Raw genomic sequence first — 17,713 nt, 5'->3', positions numbered from 1 at the left:
TCGCAATTTGTGACGATTATCTTTTGACAATTTCTAATAACGATCGCTCTCTCGACCTTCAATTTTTGCAAAAATACCGAGATAAGTAGCAATTTGCTGCACTAACCATTCCTGTTCGATGGTTGACAGTTGAGAACCAAAGCGATACTCTTTTGCGCCTTTAAATAAGGCACAAGTAACGATCGGTTTATTATTAATTTTCATCGAGGTCGGACTGACTTCTACCCTGGATAAATTCTGAGTTTTACCCGTAACTTGATGTCGCCAAAAACCGAATTTCCACTGCATGAAAAAGTTGCGGGGATTAATTTCTAAATTGAAATGTAAAAAGAACGAAGATAAAGCGAAACCGAGAAGAGTTAAGCCGACTGCCCAAAATGGAATCGAAAATAAAGCAAAAAATGGACTCGCAGAGGCGGCGAAGAACGTCCACATCAACACAAAATAATCCCAAAACAGGGCAAATCCTAGCAAGCCTACATTGTGTCTAGTCAATCCAGTCGGGGGAATGTCTACGATTAATTCTCGATCGCTTTTTTCTAAGATAATTTTACTTCCGGGAAGGGGGCGATCGCGATGACGGGGTGTTAACCTTCCTCGCAGATCGTGTAATGCATTCAGGGCTTCCGTTGCACTTTGAAACCGATCTTCTACCGCAGGTTCGAGCATAATTTCGAGCCATCGGGCGAATTCATCGGAGAGTTTGACCGCCGAATGAAACTCGATTTTCATGCGTTTTTGGGGCAAATCGGCGGGGGATTGATGGGTTAAAAGAAATAGCAAAGTTGCGGCTAAACCGTATAAATCCGTGGCGAGTTCGGCTTTACCCCGAAACTGTTCCGGCGCCATGTAACCGTAAGTTCCGACCACCGTACTCCCGCTTATCATCGTGTTGCGATAGGTGTCTTGAACGGCACCAAAATCGACTAAAAATAGTTGTCCGTCTTCTTGTCGAATAATATTTTCGGGTTTCAGATCGCGGTGGATGATGGGAGGAGTAAATTGTTGTAAATAAACGAGAATTGTTAAAATATTTTCGGCGATATTCTTGACTTCGGTTTCGTCGGCGTACCATCCCTGTTCGACCCAAGCGGCGAGGGATTTACCGGGGGCAATTTGGCGGACGATATAAAAGCGGCGATCGCGATCGAGGTCGATGTGAAAATAATCTAAATAATTGGGAATAGTGGGATAGTCGATTTGGGCGAGAACTTTAGCTTCGCGCTCGAAGAGTTCGAGAATTTTCCAGTCTTTAACTTGTCGTAAGGAAAGGGCTTTAATGGCAACGGGTTCGTCGGTGGTTTCGTCGATCGCCCGATAAGTAATCGCGATGCCACCTTCACCGAGAAGACCTTGAATGCGATAGCGATTGTTGATGAGATCGCCGTTTTGATGTAGGGGTTCCATGCCGCGATCGCCTCATGTTTTTTTAGATTTTGCACCTACGATATCATAGGAATTGCGATCGGTGGAGAAAACAGAGATCCCCCTAAATCCCCCTTAACAAGGGGGACTTGAGTTTGAGCGAGCAGTGGCGCAATTTAATATTAGTTAAACATTGGCGGGTATCGTTAAAAGACGATCGCGCCATTGCGTTAAATCGTTTAAAGCGCGATCGCGGTACTTTCCGTAACGTTCCCGCTTATTTTTAACTTTCACAGGTAACTCGGGAATAATGCCAAAATTGGGCGGCATCGGTTGAAAATGTTTCGGGGACGCCGAACTAATAAACTCGAACAGGGAACCCATCATCGTCGTCGTCGGTAAAGTCACGGGTTCCAACCCTCGGGCCAATCGGGCGGCGTTGGTGCCCGCCAGCCAACCCCCTGCAGTGGCGGCGGTGTAGCCTTCAGTTCCCGTCAGTTGTCCGGCGGCGAGGAGGGTAGGACGTTTTTTGAACTGCAAGGTCGATTCGAGCAGTTCGGGGGAATTAATAAAGGTATTGCGGTGCATGACGCCCATGCGGATAAATTCGGCATTTTCCAAGCCGGGAATCAGGCGAAAGACGCGCTTTTGTTCGCCCCATCGCAGGTTGGTTTGGAAGCCAACCAGATTCCAGAGGTTGCCCGCTTTGTCTTCTTGGCGCAGTTGGACGACGGCGTAAAAGCGCTCTGAGGTGCGCGGGTCCGTGAGTCCGACGGGTTTGAGCGGACCGTAGCGCATGGTATCTTCGCCGCGTTTGGCCATTTCTTCGATCGGAAGACAGGCTTCAAAGAATTTGGCGGTTTCGCGCTCGAAATCTTTGAGTTCGGCTTGTTCGGCGGCGCAAAGTTCTTGCCAGAAGTGCAGGTACTGGTCTTTATTCATCGGACAGTTGATATAGTCCGCGTCGCCTTTGTCGTAGCGGGAGGCGCGAAAGGCGGTCTCGAAGTCGATGGACTCGCCGAGAACGATCGGACTGGCGGCGTCGAAGAAGCTCATGTATTGCATTCCGGTGAAACGCTGGAGGTCTTCGGCGAGGGGGTCGGTGGTCAACGGTCCGGTGGTGAGGACGACGATCCCTTCTGGGGGAAGTTGGCGGACTTCGCCGCGTCGGAGTTCGATGAGGGGGTGGTTGGCGAGGGTTTCGGTGAGGTCGCGGCTGAAGACGGCGCGATCGACGGCGAGGGCGCCTCCGGCGGGAACTTGGTGTCGGTCGGCGGTTTGAATGACGATCGCCCCGAGTTGGCGCAGTTCTTCGTGCAGGAGTCCGGCGGCGCGATCGCTGGCCCGGGCGCCGAAGGAGTTGGAACAGACCAGTTCGGCGAGTTCTTCGGTATGGTGGGCGGGACTGGTTTGAAGGGGACGCATTTCGTGAAGCACCACGGGGATGCCAGCCCGGGCAATTTGCCAGGTGGCTTCGGTTCCGGCGAGTCCGCCGCCGATGACGTGGATGGGGGGGTGTTGGGGGTTCATGAGCGTTAGAGATTGAGCCACTGGGTAACAAAACTGGGGGCGGGTAGGACGATCGAGAGTAACACGACGATCGCCACCAAGCCACAAAAATCCCGGCGATCGTCCAATTCGCTCAGGTCGTTGAGGGCGGGATTGTCGAGAATCGGCATGATAAATAGAAATAACGCCAGGAAAAACCAATCTCGATACAGGAAGGACAACGCCAGCAGTGAAAATCGCGCAAATTGGCCGACCATTACCGCCGTGCGTTGCCCGAACATGGCGTGAACCAGGTGTCCGCCGTCGAGTTGTCCCACGGGCATTAAGTTAAAGGCGGTGGCAATTAAACCGATGTAGGCGGCGACGGCGACGGGATGGAGGGCGATCGCCCCTTGGGCGGTCAATTGCGACCCGAGGGCGATTTTACTCAAGATCGTTAAGAGGAAGGAAAAGCGCGGGTTGAGGGCTTCGATGGTCAACAAGCCCCCGTCTTCGGGCAGGTCTACGACCGTCGAGTTCTGCAAGCCCCAAATCAGTAGGGGAACCGTGAGTACAAATCCGGCGACGGGTCCGGCGAGGCTGATATCGAAGAGGACTTTACGATTCGGCATCGGCGATCGCATTTGGATGAAGGCGCCGAAGGTGCCTAAAAAGGCGGGAAAGGGGATGAAATAAGGTAGGGTGACTTCGATCTGATAGTAGCGCGCGCACAGGTAATGGGCCGATTCGTGAATGCCCAAAATCGCCATCAGGGCGATCGCGTAGGGCAATCCGTCGATCAGTAAAACCGGGTTGACAAAGACATTTTCGATCGCCAGTCCGGCAATTTGCGTCCCCATCACCGTGGTGGTAAATAACGTAATCGCCGCTAAGGCTAAGGCGATCGCAGGTCGGCTGAGATCGTCGCGTTCGGTTTGGCGCTGGGGATTGGGAACTAAGACAAAAAATGGTTTACCTTTGAAATCTTCCTGCAAAACCACCAGAAAGCGATCGCCAAAACACTCGTGAATCTTGGTTTCAATCTTGTGGTACGCTACGTCCGGTGCCGCGCGCAACTGACCCCGGCAAATCACCGCCTGCGGACGGTAATCGATCCCGTGAAGGGGATAAACCGTCCACGAGAAACAATCGCGCAGTTGGTTTTCTTCCTCTTGAGTGAGGGGACGCGGTTCGGTCTCGGGTAACTCGGATTCAGACGCAGACTCGCTTTCTTCTTCCTCCACCTGGGTCTCGACAACCTCGCCGCGCGGCAACGGTCGCCGTCCCCACTGTACTAAAAACCAGTAAATTATCGGACAGACCGCAAAGGGCGCGATCGCCAAAATCGGGGGAATCGGCGCGTTTTCACCGTAAACCACCAACCATCCCAACCAAATAATGGCCGGAGTCATCAACACCAGCCACAAAATCCAGATCGGCGTGCGCGTCCGGTAAGCGACCCAATGCTGCAAAATAAGATAGGTAACCGCGCCTAAGAGAACGAGAAGTAACCAGACAATCATGCTATGCCCAAACAACCACGGGCTGTGTTCGACAGAATTTTTGCCTTCCCTCCCAATCGAGAAACGTTAGGAGGCACAGCCTACTTTATTGTAAAAAAGAACGCCAATCTTCTGATTGATTGTCCGGCGTGGGACGAAACGACCCAACAGTTTTTGGAAGAACGCGGCGGCGTGCGATGGCTGTCGATCACCCATCGCACGGCGATCGCCCGCGCTAAAGAAATTCAGCAATGTTTCGATTGCGAGATCGTCGTTCAGGAACAAGAAGCTTACTTGCTTCCCGGCTTGGAGGTCACTACTTTTCATCGTGAATTGGCTTTAGATCCCGATTTTGAGGCCATTTGGACCCCTGGACATTCCCCCGGAAGTGCCTGTTTGTACGCGGGCGTAGCAGGGGGCGTCTTGTTTAGCGGGCGTCACTTAGTCCCGGACCGCGACGGCAATGCCGTTCCCCTGCGGACCTCGAAAACGTTTCACTGGCCCCGCCAACTGCGGAGTGTCGCCTTGTTGCGCGATCGTTTCAGTCCGCAAACCTTAACCGCGATCTGTCCCGGGGCCAATACGGGCTATTTGCGCGGTCAACGGGCGATCGATCGGGCCTACGATCGCCTCTGCGCGATCGACCTGGAGGCGGCAGCTCAAACGGAGGCCGTTCTCTAACCCCTTTCTAGACGGAGGTTACGGGCGATTGTCGATCCCGGGGTCGCCCCCCTGCGTCTCCCGTCGCCAACTTGCTACAATGCATCCGGCAATGCGATTCAATCCTGGAAAATCAAGGCTTATGACCGCTACCTCCGTTTATCCCAACGCCCCCGACCTCACGGCTGACGATTATATCGTTGTCGGTTTGGCGACTTGCTTTTTGAAAGAAGAAGGCGAACTGCACGAAGTAAAAATCGCCGAACCGATTCCCTCGGCGGCCCTAGAGGCGATCGTTAAAGGGATTCCTACCTCCTATGAATTTGCTCGTGCGGCGAAAATTGGCGATGTTTTACAGGGAGATACTCCCAAAATGCTCTCGGAATTTCCCGCCGAAGCTCAATTTTGCGATGAGTTTGTAGAACGCTTGTTCGCCGCGACCCGCACTTACAAACGCCGTCCCGAAGCCACGGAAATTATCTCGGTAGGCAGCACTTATCGCGAGTTGAATTATTCCACGGAACGCAAACGAGTGCTCAATTCAGAAAATATCGTCAAAACTGAAGATAACGTCAAACAACATTCTTACACCCATCAAGTTTTGTAAGGCGATTTTGAACCGTTCGATAGATGAATGAATAGGCTGCTCGTAGATTTTCAAGGGATCTGCAAGCAGTCTATTTTTAATGGGTGCGATCGACGGATCGCGCCTATGTAATCCCGTCGTTTAAAGATTGCATCGAGAGGTAGGGACAAGGCATATCGGCGTCCCTACAGGCGATCGGTCCGTGTCAAAGGTTTAGAAATTGGGATAAATCATCGGTAGAAAGATAAGGCAATGGAGTAATTTTATCCACAATCGTGAATTTTGAATTACTAAAAATGATAAAATCTTCAAAGATATCTTTTTGTGAATTTACCTTCACTTACTTGGGACTATTTCCCGGCAAGCCCTTTCAATCTCAACTCTAAAATCTCAACTCTAAAATTCCAAAATGGAACGAATGACCGAGCGTTTAGAATCCGTAAAATCGGGGGCGATCGCCGCCAGTGCGACGGTTGTCTCGTTTGAAGTTTTTTCTATTATCAATTCTCAACTCGGGACGGGCGATCGTTTCGGGTCGCCGTTCGGCGCCGACCCCTTCCACTGGGTGGTGTCCACCGCGATCGTTGCCGTCAGTGGCTTCCTCTTCGGCGTCACCTACCGCTACATCATTCGCGACGACGCCAACCCCCACCTCAAATCGGGAGGCGTCCTCGCCTTCGGACTGGTGCGCGGTTTAACCCAACTCGACCTCGGTTTATACTTAGAACGCCCCCTCTGGCCCGTCGGCGTCCTCGTCCTCGAAAGTTTGGTGTTATTTGCCGTTGCAGGTCTCGTTCTGGATTGGGCGATCGCCCGCCACTGGCTCAAACCTTTTTGAAGTTTAACTTCAAACGGCTGTTTGACGATTGCTCCTCATAGATAGTTTGTGCATCAGACTTTCATGCATAATAGTTGTGGGACTAAGAGGGGCGCAGTAACAAACAGGTATGTGATGAAATTTTGGTTAATTGCGGCGTTGAGAACCGTCGTTCTCGCGATCGCACTCAGTGTTTCACTCTATCTCAATTATATCGTCGGCTTTTATACCAACCTGCTCGCCGTCTTGTTCGACAAACCCGAACTCCTGCTGACGAGCGGAATTTTGACGATTATCATCTTATTCCTTGAAATGGCCTATTTTCGGCAATTTATCGACGCGATCGCCGATCGCCAGCCCTTCAGTTGGCGGTTGTCTCGGCGGGGATGGGTCGAAGGAATGAACGCCACGATCGTGACCCTTGTTAGCACGATCGCCACCGCGACCATCTGGCTCCCGATCGCCTTCCGAATGGCCGCAGATGGTATCGTTAACCCCATCGAGCGCGATTGGCTGCTAAAAACCCTATCTTTTACCTGGATCGCGATCGCCATCCTCCTCTATCGTTACGACGCCTCCGTGCGATCGCGCCAGCTATCCTCGAAGCCTCACCAAGCCGTACAATCGCGCTCGCGAGGACGCCAGCGCGATCCGATCGATACCGAATTGGGACGCTTGAGAGGTCAACTCGGATTGACCCATGTCAAAAACCCGAAATCCAGACCCGATCGCTCTAAATAAGCGCAACAACATGATTTAGTCGCCGGATCGGGGGGTTGCCGATCGCCCTCAACAAAGGCAACACTGGGAGAGGACTTGACCCGTCGAGGGTCACGCCCCTCTATTTACCGTCGGATCGATCGGAGAATCACTACCGATGTCATTGAAGCCGCGACTGTCGAGCCTGTTAGTTGTGACATTAAGTTTCGGGATCGTCCTCGAATTTTCTTACTTTCCTCACACCACGTGGCCGCGATCGGCGCGATCTCAAACCGTGGAAGCGGTCGAGGAGGAACCCCCCCAAAGCGAACGCGAGCAATTGTTTGAACGGGGGCAGGAACATTACGATCGCGGCGAATGGAACCAAGCCCTCGAACTGTTCCAACACGTCCTCGTCCTCGATCGCCAACGGGGCGATCGCCTCGAAGAAGGCATCACCCTGTACAGTATCGGCTCGGTCTATCGGCAACTCCAACAGTACGATCGTGCCGAACAATCCTACTTGCAATCGTTGGCGATCGATCGCGAACTCGACGATCGCGCCGGGGAAGCAGCTACCCTCAGCGCCTTGAGCGATCTCTATCACGATTGGGAAAAATATTCTCAAGCCCAACAATATTACTCCCAAGCCCTCGGGATCTATCGCGAATTGGGCGATCGCTCCGCCGAAGCCAACCTACTCAACAATCTCGGCTTACTTTACGACCACTGGGACAAATTGGAGGAAGCCCGTTCTCACTCCGAACAAGCCCTCGCCATTTATCGTGAATTGGGCGATCGCTCCAGGGAAAGCATCACCCTCTACAACCTCGCCCGCCTCTACTTCAAACGCGCCGATTACCCTCGCGCCGAACCCTACTACCAGCAAGGTTTAACGATCGCCCGCGAACTCGACAATCGCCGCCAACAAGCCAATTTTCTCACCCGACTCGGAGAGCTTTATCACAATTGGCGCGAATACGACCGCGCCCAACAGTCCTACGAACGAGCCTTAGCCCTCTATCGGGAATTGGGCGATCGCCACGCCGAAGCCTCCCGACTCTACGACCTCGGCAGCGTTTACAACAGCCGCCGAGAATACGATCGCGCCGCACCCTACTTAGAACAAGCCTTAGCCCTCTATCGGGAATTGGACGATCGCCCCGGGGAAACCTGGAGCCTCGGAATGCTCGGACAACTGTATAGCAACCGGGGAGCCTACGATCGCGCCAAATCTTACTTAGAACAAGCCTTAAGCCTCAATCGAGAGCGGGGCGATCGCCGCGAAGAAGCCGCCAACCTCAGAAATTTAGGGGAAATCGCCCAAAAGCAAGGAGAATACGCCCGCGCCGGACAATATTACACCGACACCTTAACGATTTATCGCGAACTGGACGATCGCCTTTGGCAAGCCGCAACCCTCAACGACCTCGGTTCCCTCTCCCTCAATCTGGGCGAATTCGAGTCAGCCGAACAGTCTTACCAACAAGCCCTCACCATCAGTCGGGACGTGGGCGATCGCGAAGCCGTCGGCACCGTCCTCAACAACCTCGGACGGGTTTATGAAAGTCTCGGTCACTATAGCACGGCGCAATCTCACTACAAACAAGCCCTCGAAATTTACCGAGGGTTGGGGTCCCGTGGCGGCGTGGCGACCATCCTCAATAACCTCGGCGTCATCGACCAGCAACAGGGGGAATATGCCAAAGCCGAGCAATATTTACAAGAAGCCCTCGCCATTCATCGCCAAGTCGGCAACCGACCGATCGAAGGGACGACCCTCAATAATCTCGGTTGGGTTTACCAAGGGTTGAAACAGTACGATCGCGCCGAGCAGTATTATTTAGACGCCCTCGCCATCCATCGAGAATCGGGCGATCGCCCCCAACAAGGCATCAGCCTGCACAATCTTGGCGAACTCTACCGCGATCGCGGCGACTACCCGCAAGCCGAAAGCCGCCTATTTGAAGCGATCGACCTTCGCGAACAGTTGCGCCCCGGATTGAGCGACCGTCAAAAAGTGGCCCTGTTCGAGCGGCAAAAAAACAGTTACGAACTCTTGCAACAAGTCCTCGTGATACAGGACAAAAGCGATCGCGCCCTCGAAATCGCCGAACGCGGACGGGCCCGCGCTTTTGTCGAATTGGTCGCCGAAAACTTCGCCGACCGCTTGAATGTCGAACGAGAAATCACCCCCCCCAACATCGACGAAATCCGCACGATCGCCCGCGATCTCGACGCCACCCTCGTTCAATACAGCCGGATCGCCCGTCTGTTTGAAATCGACGGACGGCGCCAATGGCGCGAATCCGAGCTGTACATCTGGGTGGTCCAGCCGACCGGAGAAATTACCTTTCGCCGCAGCGACCTCAAACCCTTATGGCGAGAACAGAATACCTCTCTCGACACCCTGATTTATCAATCCCGTTGTTTCGATGACTGGGCCTGTCATTCGGAATTTCGCATCGACCGACGGGGGAACCGTCTGCCAGAAGTCATCGGCAGTCGGAATCTCAGACTGTTCAACCTGGAAGCTCAAACGAGTGGAACCCAAGCGCCCCCGGAATGGGAAGTGACTTATGACGAGTTAAAACAACTGCACGAACTGTTAATCGACCCGATCGCCGATCTGCTGCCGACGGATCCCAACGAGCATGTCGTGTTTATCCCTCAAGATTCTCTCTTTCTCCTGCCTTTTCCCGCCTTAATCGACGCAGACGGGCGCTATCTCATTGAAAAATACGCAATTTCTACGGCTCCCTCCATTCAAATTCTCGATTTGACCCACCGCCGGGGCCAGAAATGGGAGGAGAAGGCGCGAACCCAGGGTGGGGAGGCGATCGTCGTCGGCAATCCCCAAATGCCGAGGGTTTCCGAGGGCATCGGTCAACGGTCGATCCAATTGGCCCCGTTACCCTATGCGGAACTGGAAGCCCGCGAAATTGCCCAACTGCTCGACGTCAATCCGATCCTCGGTCAACAGGCGACGGAAACCGCAGTGGTGGAAAAAATGCAAGGGTCGCGGATTATCCATCTCGCCACTCACGGCAGTTTCGACCCCAATCGCGCCCTCGATAGTTGGATTGCCCTGACCCCTTCGGGAAATGAGGACGGTTTGCTGACGGCGGCGGAAATTTTTGAGTTGAACCTCGATGCGGAATTGGTGGTGTTGTCCGCTTGTGAGACGGGACGGGGGAAAATTACGGGGGACGGGGTGATCGGGTTGTCGCGATCGCTGATTTCGGCGGGGGTGACGAGCGTGTTGGTGTCGTTGTGGTCGGTTCCGGACGATACTACGGCGGTGCTGATGGGGGAATTTTACCGTCACTGGCGCCAATCGGGGGATAAGGCTCAGGCATTGCGACAGGCGATGTTGGCAACGATCGCCGTCGATCCGAATCCCTACGGATGGGCGGCGTTTACGGCGATCGGTCAGATGCGCTGAGGGCGATCGATTGACCGACGTTTGATGTGAGAACTACAATAAGGCAAATTTCAACAGCGAAGTGAATGGGAACGTTTAAACCTGACTCCGGTGACCCGGTTCTTCCCCAACGAAGTCGTAAGGGCTATCTCAATTTCAGTCAAATCCCGTTTCCGCAACCGATGTTTTCCAGCGCCTTACAAACCCAAGCTCAAGAGATCGTCGTCCCGACGAGCAAATTACTCGATTTTTTAATTCCTCTGTTTCAAGTTCTCCAACCCAACAAGCATTTCAATCGCCACAAGGTTAATAATTATATTTATCGCAAATGGCGCGATCCGGGTTTGACGACGAATATAGAAGGGATTCGCGTGACTTATCAAGGGCAGCCCGGAGGTAAGAATAGCGAACATCACTGGCGGGTGGATGTGAGTAAGGCATCGCCGAAATTGCGCGAGGTGTTCGAGCAGTTGCAGCGCAATTCCCGCTTGCCGATCGCGGTCCCCCCCACGCCGACGGGCGATCGCACGGCGCGAGGGGCGATCGAGTGGAATGGCTTGTGGTTGCGATCGCCCGCCCAGGTCAAGATCGCCGAAGCCCTCGATCGCCGACAGCTCGTGTTTTTTGCCAACGTTCCCGGTCGCGTTCCCACCCGGGACGGCCCGTCTCGGGCGATCGATGTCGAGTTTTCGATCGTCTATCGCGGGCAATTGGGCATCCTCGAAGTAGACGGCCCCACCGATTCCGCCGGGTCTCCCCCGGACTACCACCGCGCTCGTCTTTTTTTGCGCCAGGGGATTGTTTATACTCGATTTACCGAACGGGAATGTTTGGACGATCCCGAAGCGGTGGTCGAGGAGTTTTTAGATTTGTTTGTTCGAGGATCTTTGGATTCGGCATTAGCTTAATCGGCGGGAAGCCCCGCACTCTACGCGAAGCTGTCGGGATGAAAGCCGAGGCGATGGAGTGGAACGGAGTCGCCATACTCTTTCGCTAATTTCTAGGGAGCATTGCTGTTTCTACTAAGTTGTAATAGCTACATGCTTGTATTGACCTACTCATACCGGATTTACCCAGATCTCGATCGGCAACTCCAGATGCTTAATTCGCCCAGCGAGGCGATCTTTGCCGTTTTTTCATGCAGCATTGAATCTCACGAGGAAATTATCCCCCAATCGGTAGGGTGATGGTAAACACCGTCCCCCGTCCCAACGTGGAATCGCAGCGAATCGTCCCGCCGTGTTGTTCGGTGATAATTTGATGGGCGATCGCCATTCCCAAACCCGTTCCTTTTCCAACTTCTTTGGTGGTAAAACTGTGGTCGAACACCCGGCGTTGGGTTTCCGGTTGCATCCCAGAACCATTATCCTCAATTTCAATCTGCACCCGATCGCGATCGACCTGATACGTCCGAATCGTAATCCGATTGGGGTTAGCTTTGATTTGCGCGTAATCTTTCCCCTGACAACCTTCTTCTAAAGCATCGATCGCGTTGGCTAAAATATTCATAAACACTTGATTGATCTGCCCCGCGAAACACTGAATATCGGGCAAATCTCGATAGTCTTTGATAATATCGATCGCCGGACGCATTTTATTCGCTTTCGTGCGATGCTTGAGAATCAGTAAGGTACTTTCAATCCCTTCATGGAGATTAAATTTGATCTTTTGTTCGCGATCTTGACGGGAGAAAGTTCGCAAACTTTTACTGATACTGCGAATGCGATCGATTCCCAAATGCATCGATTCTAAAAGTTTGGGCAAATCTTCGCGAATGAATTCGAGATCGAATTCTTCTAATTTTTCTTCGATTTCCGGGTCGTTCGCCGGAACTTTTTGTAGTAAATAGTCGATCGCAGCCATCAAGTCATTCACGTAGTCTTGGGCAGGTTTAATATTCCCTTGCAGAAATCCCGTAGGGTTGTTAATTTCGTGAGCGACCCCGGCGACTAAATTACCCAAAGCGGACATTTTTTCGCTTTGGACGATTTGTAATTGCGCTTGTTGGAGTTGGGCTAACGCTTCTTGTGCTTGGCGATACAGTTGGGCATTTTGGAGGGCGATCGCCGCTTGAGTGCAGAGGAATTTCACCACTTGCTGGCGATCGGGGGTAAATACCCCTTTGGCGATCGGATGTTCTAAATAGAGAATCGCGATTAATTTCCCCTGATTTAACAGGGGAACACAGAGGACACTTTGGGGTTGGCGTTCGAGTAAATATCCTCTGACAATCCCGGAAATATCGGTTTTTCCTTCGTCGATCGCCACCACTTTTTGAGTGTTTTTGACGTAGTGAATTAAGTAAGAAGGAACCGGACTCTCAACGGTTAACGGTTGCGATCGCGTGTCGGTTTCTACGGTTCCCTCTTCGGTAAGTTCCGCCATTGCTCGCAAATGCCAGATCTCCTCTTGGGGAATTAATAAAGCGACTTTTTGCGCCCCTGCATTCGTTAAAATAATTTGAGAAATTTCGCACAGTAATTGGTCGAGTTCGATCGTCCGCGATAGGGTTTGAGCGGCTTTCAACAGCGAGGCTAAATCTAAAGAATCGGACAATCCGGTGCTGCTATTGTGGGTATGAGTGGTAGAGAGTAAGGTATGGGTCAACCCTTCTAAACTATTACTAGGATTCAACTCCAGTTTCGCTCGTTGTAAAACGGGTCCGAGGAGTTCTGGATAGTCCCATTCCAGTCGGTCGGTTTTAGCTTTTGCACCCCAATATGCATAGCAAGAATAGGCGTGTTGCATGTACTCGGCGGCGATCGCATCTTTGGCCCATTCGAGATAAAATTGAGCGGCTAATTCGTTCCCTAGGGCTTCTTCTTGAAGGTATCGGTTCGTTTTGGCTCCGGCAATAGCGCGATCGTAACTCTCGATCGCCCGATCGCGGCAGCCTCCCAAGCGCATTCGTTCGGCTTCGACTAAATCGAATTTATGTTCAAAATTCATCGGCCCTTGGGTGGCCCACTCGTTTAATTGTTCCTGATTGTTGGCAATCTGTTTCTCAACTGCTTCGCGATCGCTCACCTCCCCTCGTCGTAACAGGGCGATTAAGGTTAGAGATTCGTAAAAATTGACGATCGCCAGATGAATGAACCCAATCAGCGCATCTAAATACTGGCGCGCTTTTTGACTGTATTCTCGCGCTTGTTCGAACTCGCCGAAGGCATAGGATAAGATTAATTTCTGAATCCAAATTAACGCCAATCCCGAGCGATCGCCCGTCCTTTCGTGAAAAGCAATTTGTTCTCTTTCGTCGTAAACGCTGCCAATTAACGCCGGGGGACAGTCGCTTTCTCCCATCCAATTCAAAACCGCTTGGCGCACGATCTGGCAGTAAAGCAGGGTGTTGTGTTGCTGAAATTGTTCTAAAGCTTGGACGTACCCGGCGATTTCCGTCGCTAAAGACGCCAAGGGTTGGGCGGCATAGTAGGCATAATAGGCGTAGGTATTCGCCGGGTAGCCCGCAAATCCGAGATCGCCAACTTCCACACAACTCACGTAAGCGGTTTTGAGAGCGGGGAGGGATTCTCGTAGAGGTCTTTTCCAGTGGCGGGTAAAAGTATAAACCAGTTGTAAGGTTTTTCCTTTTAATAAGGCGTGCGGTTGACGAGCCAGCAAGTCGAGGGCTAATTGACCGAACTGGAAACCCAATTCCCGATCGCCGACGAGACCGCACAGCAACATGCCATAACAGGCATAGGTAAAGGGAGATTCGGGCAAGTGACCGGAGGCGATCGCTAGTTCCACCTGTTTTAACGCACCGACGATGTAAAGCCGAGGTCGGGATAAGTAAGTCGGTGGCACGAGGGCCGTCCAAATCCGCGCCGCCGCTTGAATGTTGGGGTCCCTGGCCTCTGGCAGGTCGAGCAGTTGTGCCGGAGACCGATCGCCGATCGCCCGGGAAACGGACTCGAACGCCGCTCCGACGGCGCGATCGTCCGGATTTTCCGGCAATTCTACCCCCACTTGCGCCAAAATCGCCAATCCCGAGGCGATCGCCTCCGCCAGTTGACCCCGCGCCGTCAGCGATTCTAACTCGATTTCGTATAATTTCAGCCGCTCTAACACCGTGTGAGTGTGGTTCGAGATTTCCCGGGCGAAGCGATCGATCCGTTCCCAATCTCCACTCAGATAGCTCGCTTCCGTGGCGAGTTCGTGCAGCGCCAAGGTCAACTCATATTGCTCCTCCCACGGGCGACTTGCGAGCAGTTCGATGCCGATTTGAGCGTACTCCAGAGCCGCCGCGTAAGCCGTAGAGGCGATCGCCTTGCGACTGGCGGTTAAATTCAACTGCGCCAGCTTCTCCCGTTCGTTCTCCTCCTCAATCAATTGCCGCGCCACGTTAAGCTGACCGACAATCGCAAAAATGTTTTCTTCCCGCTCATGTTCGGGAATGCAACCGAGCAGTAACTGACCGATTTTGAGATGGGTGAGCGCTTTTTCCTCCTCGGGAATCAGAGAATATGCCGCTTGCTGGACGCGATCGTGCAGAAAACGATAGGTCGGCGTCACAGAATTGACCCCTTCCCCCTCCTCTGGCTCTCCCTGGAAAAATTTGTAAATCTCGTTTTTCGGCAAGACGAATTCTTCTTGCAACCCCGTCCACAAATCTGCCGCCACCGCTTCCGCAGGGCGTTCGCACACCACCGCCAAGCTCGTGAGATCGAAGCTATTCCCGATACACGCCGCCAATTTCAACACCTCTTGGGTCGGCGGCGGCAGCTTTTGCAAGCGCTCCACCATAAACGCTACCACGTCGTCCGTCACCGCCAACTCGCGCGATCGCACCCAATCGCACTGCCAGTAACCGAGATCGGGTTCGAAGGCGATCGCCCCTTCCTCGTACAAGCGTTTCAGAAACTGGGTGGCAAAAAAGGGATTGCCTTGCGTGTTTTGATAAATTAACGCCGACAACGGTGCGGCAATTTCGCGCGAACAAAGCAAGGTATCGGCGACCAAACGCGCCAAATCGACTTGAGTTAACGGCAGCAAAGTTAAAGTATGAAGGGTCGCCCCCTCTTGCCGAATTTCATCCAATCCCATCATCAAGGGATGGGTGGGAAAGACTTCGTTATCGCGATAGGCCCCTAAAACGAGCAAATAACCGCTCTCGGATTCGTTAACTAAGCGCTTGAGCAGGGTTAAAGATGCCGAATCGGCCCACTGCAAGTCATCGAGGAACAACACCAGGGGATGCTCTCGGGTGGCAAAAACGCGCACGAAGTTTCCTAACAGTACGTTAAAGCGATTTTGCGCCGCACTGGCGGACAGTTCCAACACCGACGGCTGCGGGCCGATAATGGTTTCGAGTTCGGGAACGACATCGATAATTACTTGGGCGTTTTCTCCCAAGGCGTCGAGAATTTTGGTTTTCCAAATGGCTAATTGACTGTCGGATTCGCCCAGGAGTTGTCCTATTAAGTCGCGGAAGGCTTGCACGAAACCACTGAAGGGAATGTTGCGGTTAAATTGGTCGAATTTCCCTTTGATGAAATAGCCCCGTTGTTTGACGATCGGTTTGTGAATTTCATTGATGACGGCGGTTTTACCAATGCCGGAAAATCCAGCGACTAAGGTGATTTCTGTGGTACCGTCGGCGACGCGATCGAAAGCATCGAGTAGGGTTTGGACTTCTCGTTCGCGTCCGTAAAGTTTTTCGGGAATTAAGAAGCGATCGCAGCGATCGCGTTCGGCGAGAATGAACGGAGAAATCTGTCCCGTTCGGTTAAATTCTTGCTGGCATTTTTCCAGATCGTATTTCAATCCCAACCCACTTTGATAGCGATCTTCGGCATTTTTTGCCATTAATTTGCCCACGATCGCTTGCAGCATTTCCGGGATCGGTTTGGAGGGGCGATCGTCGGGAAAGTTGACCGATTTCGCAATGTGGCAATGGACGACTTCCATCGGATCTTCACTGACAAACGGTAATTCTCCGGTCAGCAGTTCAAAAAAGGTGACTCCGAGGGAATAGAAGTCGGTGCGGTAGTCTACTCCCCGGTTCATGCGCCCGGTTTGTTCGGGGGAAAGGTAAGCGAGGGTTCCTTCTAAAACGTTCGGATTGCTCAGTTGTTGCTGTTCTTTTTTTAGCAAGGTCGAAATACTGAAGTCGATCAGTTTGACTTGCCGGGTTTCGGGATGAATCAGAATGTTATTGGGCTTGAGATCTTTATGGATAATATGTTGTTGGTTCAGATAGTGCAGTGCTTGGGTTAATTGGAGGGCAACATCGAAGAATTCGGCTAAGGAACGATCGCCCTGCTGCCAGTAATCCCCGAGGGCGATCGCTCCTTCATCGGGCATGATTAATGCATAGCCGTTATTGTACCGTTCTAAGGCCAACGGACGGACGATATTCGGGTGATCGAGATGTCGCGTAATCAGATATTGATTGCGAAAGTGAACTAATTCGTTAAAGGTCGGATGCGATTTCCTCAGCACTTTAACAATGACTGCTCGACCGTCATCGATGCGTGTCGAACGGTACACGAGGGTACGACTGCCAACGTAAATGGGATTGGTTGGTTGATAACCCGGTAACTTTAGCATTATTGCGATCGCCAAAAAATCAGGGAAAAAATCTAAGTTGAACTCAAAAAAGCGTCAACAAAAAATAGGGTGAATGGATTTCAAAAACAGGTTGATAACCAGCACCACCCGTGCCAATACTTCCCTTTCTATTCGAGAGGGATCGATCCGCGTTCCTATCTTTTGAAATCCAACCCGGCGAGAGGATGAAGAGGCTACCTGGCTTGAAGACGCTCTATTGCGATTATCTTGAAAGATAAGGGGAAAACAAGAGAGAAAAACCGCCGTTTTTTGAGCAAGAAGCTATTTTTTAGATAGAAATTGTCAGTCAGAAAAAAACTAAAGTAGCCAACCCTCGATCTAGAGAGTTTTATTTTTGGTGAAGTTTTAATACATTTAGAGTGCAGGCCGTCTGTGGCTCTAACTGTATTAAAAATCAACACTTAGATGGGGATTGCTCTTATTACTTCTTAATGACAGACCATCGGGCAGGATTTCGCAGTTCAATTCACAGCTTATTGTAATCATTGCCCAAGAGCTGCGTCAATAAGGGCATTCCCTCGCTATCGGTAATATTTGTGCGGCGACTCTCCCACCCATGAGTGAAGCTACATCGTTCGTTTCCGTGGGGCGATCTCGCC

10 protein-coding genes are annotated in these 17,713 nt (G+C 52.1%); 6 read left to right on the top strand and 4 right to left on the bottom strand.

Annotated features, from left to right (window positions below):
* Positions 1–33: 33 nt before the first annotated feature.
* From JJD41_RS12850 to JJD41_RS12840, 3 genes are all read right to left on the bottom strand, one after another.
* Positions 34–1,407, bottom strand: a complete 1,374-nt coding sequence (locus JJD41_RS12850) for a serine/threonine protein kinase (RefSeq protein WP_200666468.1) — start codon at positions 1,405–1,407, stop codon at positions 34–36.
* 144 nt (positions 1,408–1,551) lie between these two features.
* Positions 1,552–2,895, bottom strand: a complete 1,344-nt coding sequence (trmFO, locus tag JJD41_RS12845; protein ID WP_200666466.1) for an FADH(2)-oxidizing methylenetetrahydrofolate--tRNA-(uracil(54)-C(5))-methyltransferase TrmFO — start codon at positions 2,893–2,895, stop codon at positions 1,552–1,554.
* Between the two features lie 5 nt (positions 2,896–2,900).
* Positions 2,901–4,376: a site-2 protease family protein gene (locus JJD41_RS12840; protein ID WP_200666464.1), complete on the bottom strand. Its 1,476-nt coding sequence runs from the start codon at positions 4,374–4,376 to the stop codon at positions 2,901–2,903.
* 3 nt (positions 4,377–4,379) lie between these two features.
* Here JJD41_RS12840 and JJD41_RS12835 point away from each other — a divergent pair, with 3 nt between their 5' ends.
* The 6 genes from JJD41_RS12835 (at position 4,380) to JJD41_RS12810 (ending at position 11,449) form a co-directional block, all read left to right on the top strand.
* Positions 4,380–5,036 carry an MBL fold metallo-hydrolase gene (locus JJD41_RS12835; RefSeq protein WP_200666462.1) on the top strand — a complete coding sequence of 219 codons (657 nt, stop codon included), beginning with the start codon at positions 4,380–4,382 and terminating at the stop codon, positions 5,034–5,036.
* A 121-nt stretch (positions 5,037–5,157) separates the two neighbouring features.
* Positions 5,158–5,622, top strand: a complete 465-nt coding sequence (locus JJD41_RS12830) for a hypothetical protein (protein ID WP_168567704.1) — start codon at positions 5,158–5,160, stop codon at positions 5,620–5,622.
* A 397-nt stretch (positions 5,623–6,019) separates the two neighbouring features.
* Positions 6,020–6,439, top strand: coding sequence for a hypothetical protein (locus JJD41_RS12825; RefSeq protein WP_234488616.1), 420 nt, complete (start codon positions 6,020–6,022; stop codon positions 6,437–6,439).
* Between the two features lie 114 nt (positions 6,440–6,553).
* Positions 6,554–7,159: a hypothetical protein gene (locus JJD41_RS12820; RefSeq protein WP_200666458.1), complete on the top strand. Its 606-nt coding sequence runs from the start codon at positions 6,554–6,556 to the stop codon at positions 7,157–7,159.
* A 136-nt stretch (positions 7,160–7,295) separates the two neighbouring features.
* Entirely contained in the window at positions 7,296–10,562 is a 3,267-nt protein-coding gene (locus tag JJD41_RS12815) for a CHAT domain-containing protein (protein ID WP_200666455.1), read from the top strand.
* A 65-nt stretch (positions 10,563–10,627) separates the two neighbouring features.
* Positions 10,628–11,449, top strand: a complete 822-nt coding sequence (locus JJD41_RS12810) for a hypothetical protein (protein WP_200666453.1) — start codon at positions 10,628–10,630, stop codon at positions 11,447–11,449.
* A 256-nt stretch (positions 11,450–11,705) separates the two neighbouring features.
* Here JJD41_RS12810 and JJD41_RS12805 read toward each other — a convergent pair whose 3' ends face one another.
* The gene (locus JJD41_RS12805; protein ID WP_200666451.1) at positions 11,706–17,093 is read right to left on the bottom strand and encodes a trifunctional serine/threonine-protein kinase/ATP-binding protein/sensor histidine kinase; all 5,388 of its coding nucleotides are present in this window, start codon (positions 17,091–17,093) and stop codon (positions 11,706–11,708) included.
* Positions 17,094–17,713 lie beyond the last annotated feature (620 nt).

The sequence above is a fragment of the Oxynema mangrovii CENA135 genome, from assembly GCF_016632315.1.
Lineage (GTDB): Bacteria > Cyanobacteriota > Cyanobacteriia > Cyanobacteriales > Laspinemataceae > Oxynema > Oxynema aestuarii.
This window is presented reverse-complemented; position numbering and strand designations above follow the sequence as displayed.

Excerpts from the sequence above, each read along its gene's own strand:
- JJD41_RS12850 (WP_200666468.1), bottom strand. The coding sequence starts at position 1,407 with ATGGAACCCCTACATCAAAACGGCGATCTCATCAACAATCGCTATCGC.
- trmFO (WP_200666466.1), bottom strand. The coding sequence starts at position 2,895 with ATGAACCCCCAACACCCCCCCATCCACGTCATCGGCGGCGGACTCGCC.
- JJD41_RS12840 (WP_200666464.1), bottom strand. The coding sequence starts at position 4,376 with ATGATTGTCTGGTTACTTCTCGTTCTCTTAGGCGCGGTTACCTATCTT.
- JJD41_RS12835 (WP_200666462.1), top strand. The coding sequence starts at position 4,380 with ATGCCCAAACAACCACGGGCTGTGTTCGACAGAATTTTTGCCTTCCCT.
- JJD41_RS12830 (WP_168567704.1), top strand. The coding sequence starts at position 5,158 with ATGACCGCTACCTCCGTTTATCCCAACGCCCCCGACCTCACGGCTGAC.
- JJD41_RS12825 (WP_234488616.1), top strand. The coding sequence starts at position 6,020 with ATGACCGAGCGTTTAGAATCCGTAAAATCGGGGGCGATCGCCGCCAGT.
- JJD41_RS12820 (WP_200666458.1), top strand. The coding sequence starts at position 6,554 with ATGAAATTTTGGTTAATTGCGGCGTTGAGAACCGTCGTTCTCGCGATC.
- JJD41_RS12815 (WP_200666455.1), top strand. The coding sequence starts at position 7,296 with ATGTCATTGAAGCCGCGACTGTCGAGCCTGTTAGTTGTGACATTAAGT.
- JJD41_RS12810 (WP_200666453.1), top strand. The coding sequence starts at position 10,628 with ATGGGAACGTTTAAACCTGACTCCGGTGACCCGGTTCTTCCCCAACGA.
- JJD41_RS12805 (WP_200666451.1), bottom strand. The coding sequence starts at position 17,093 with ATGCTAAAGTTACCGGGTTATCAACCAACCAATCCCATTTACGTTGGC.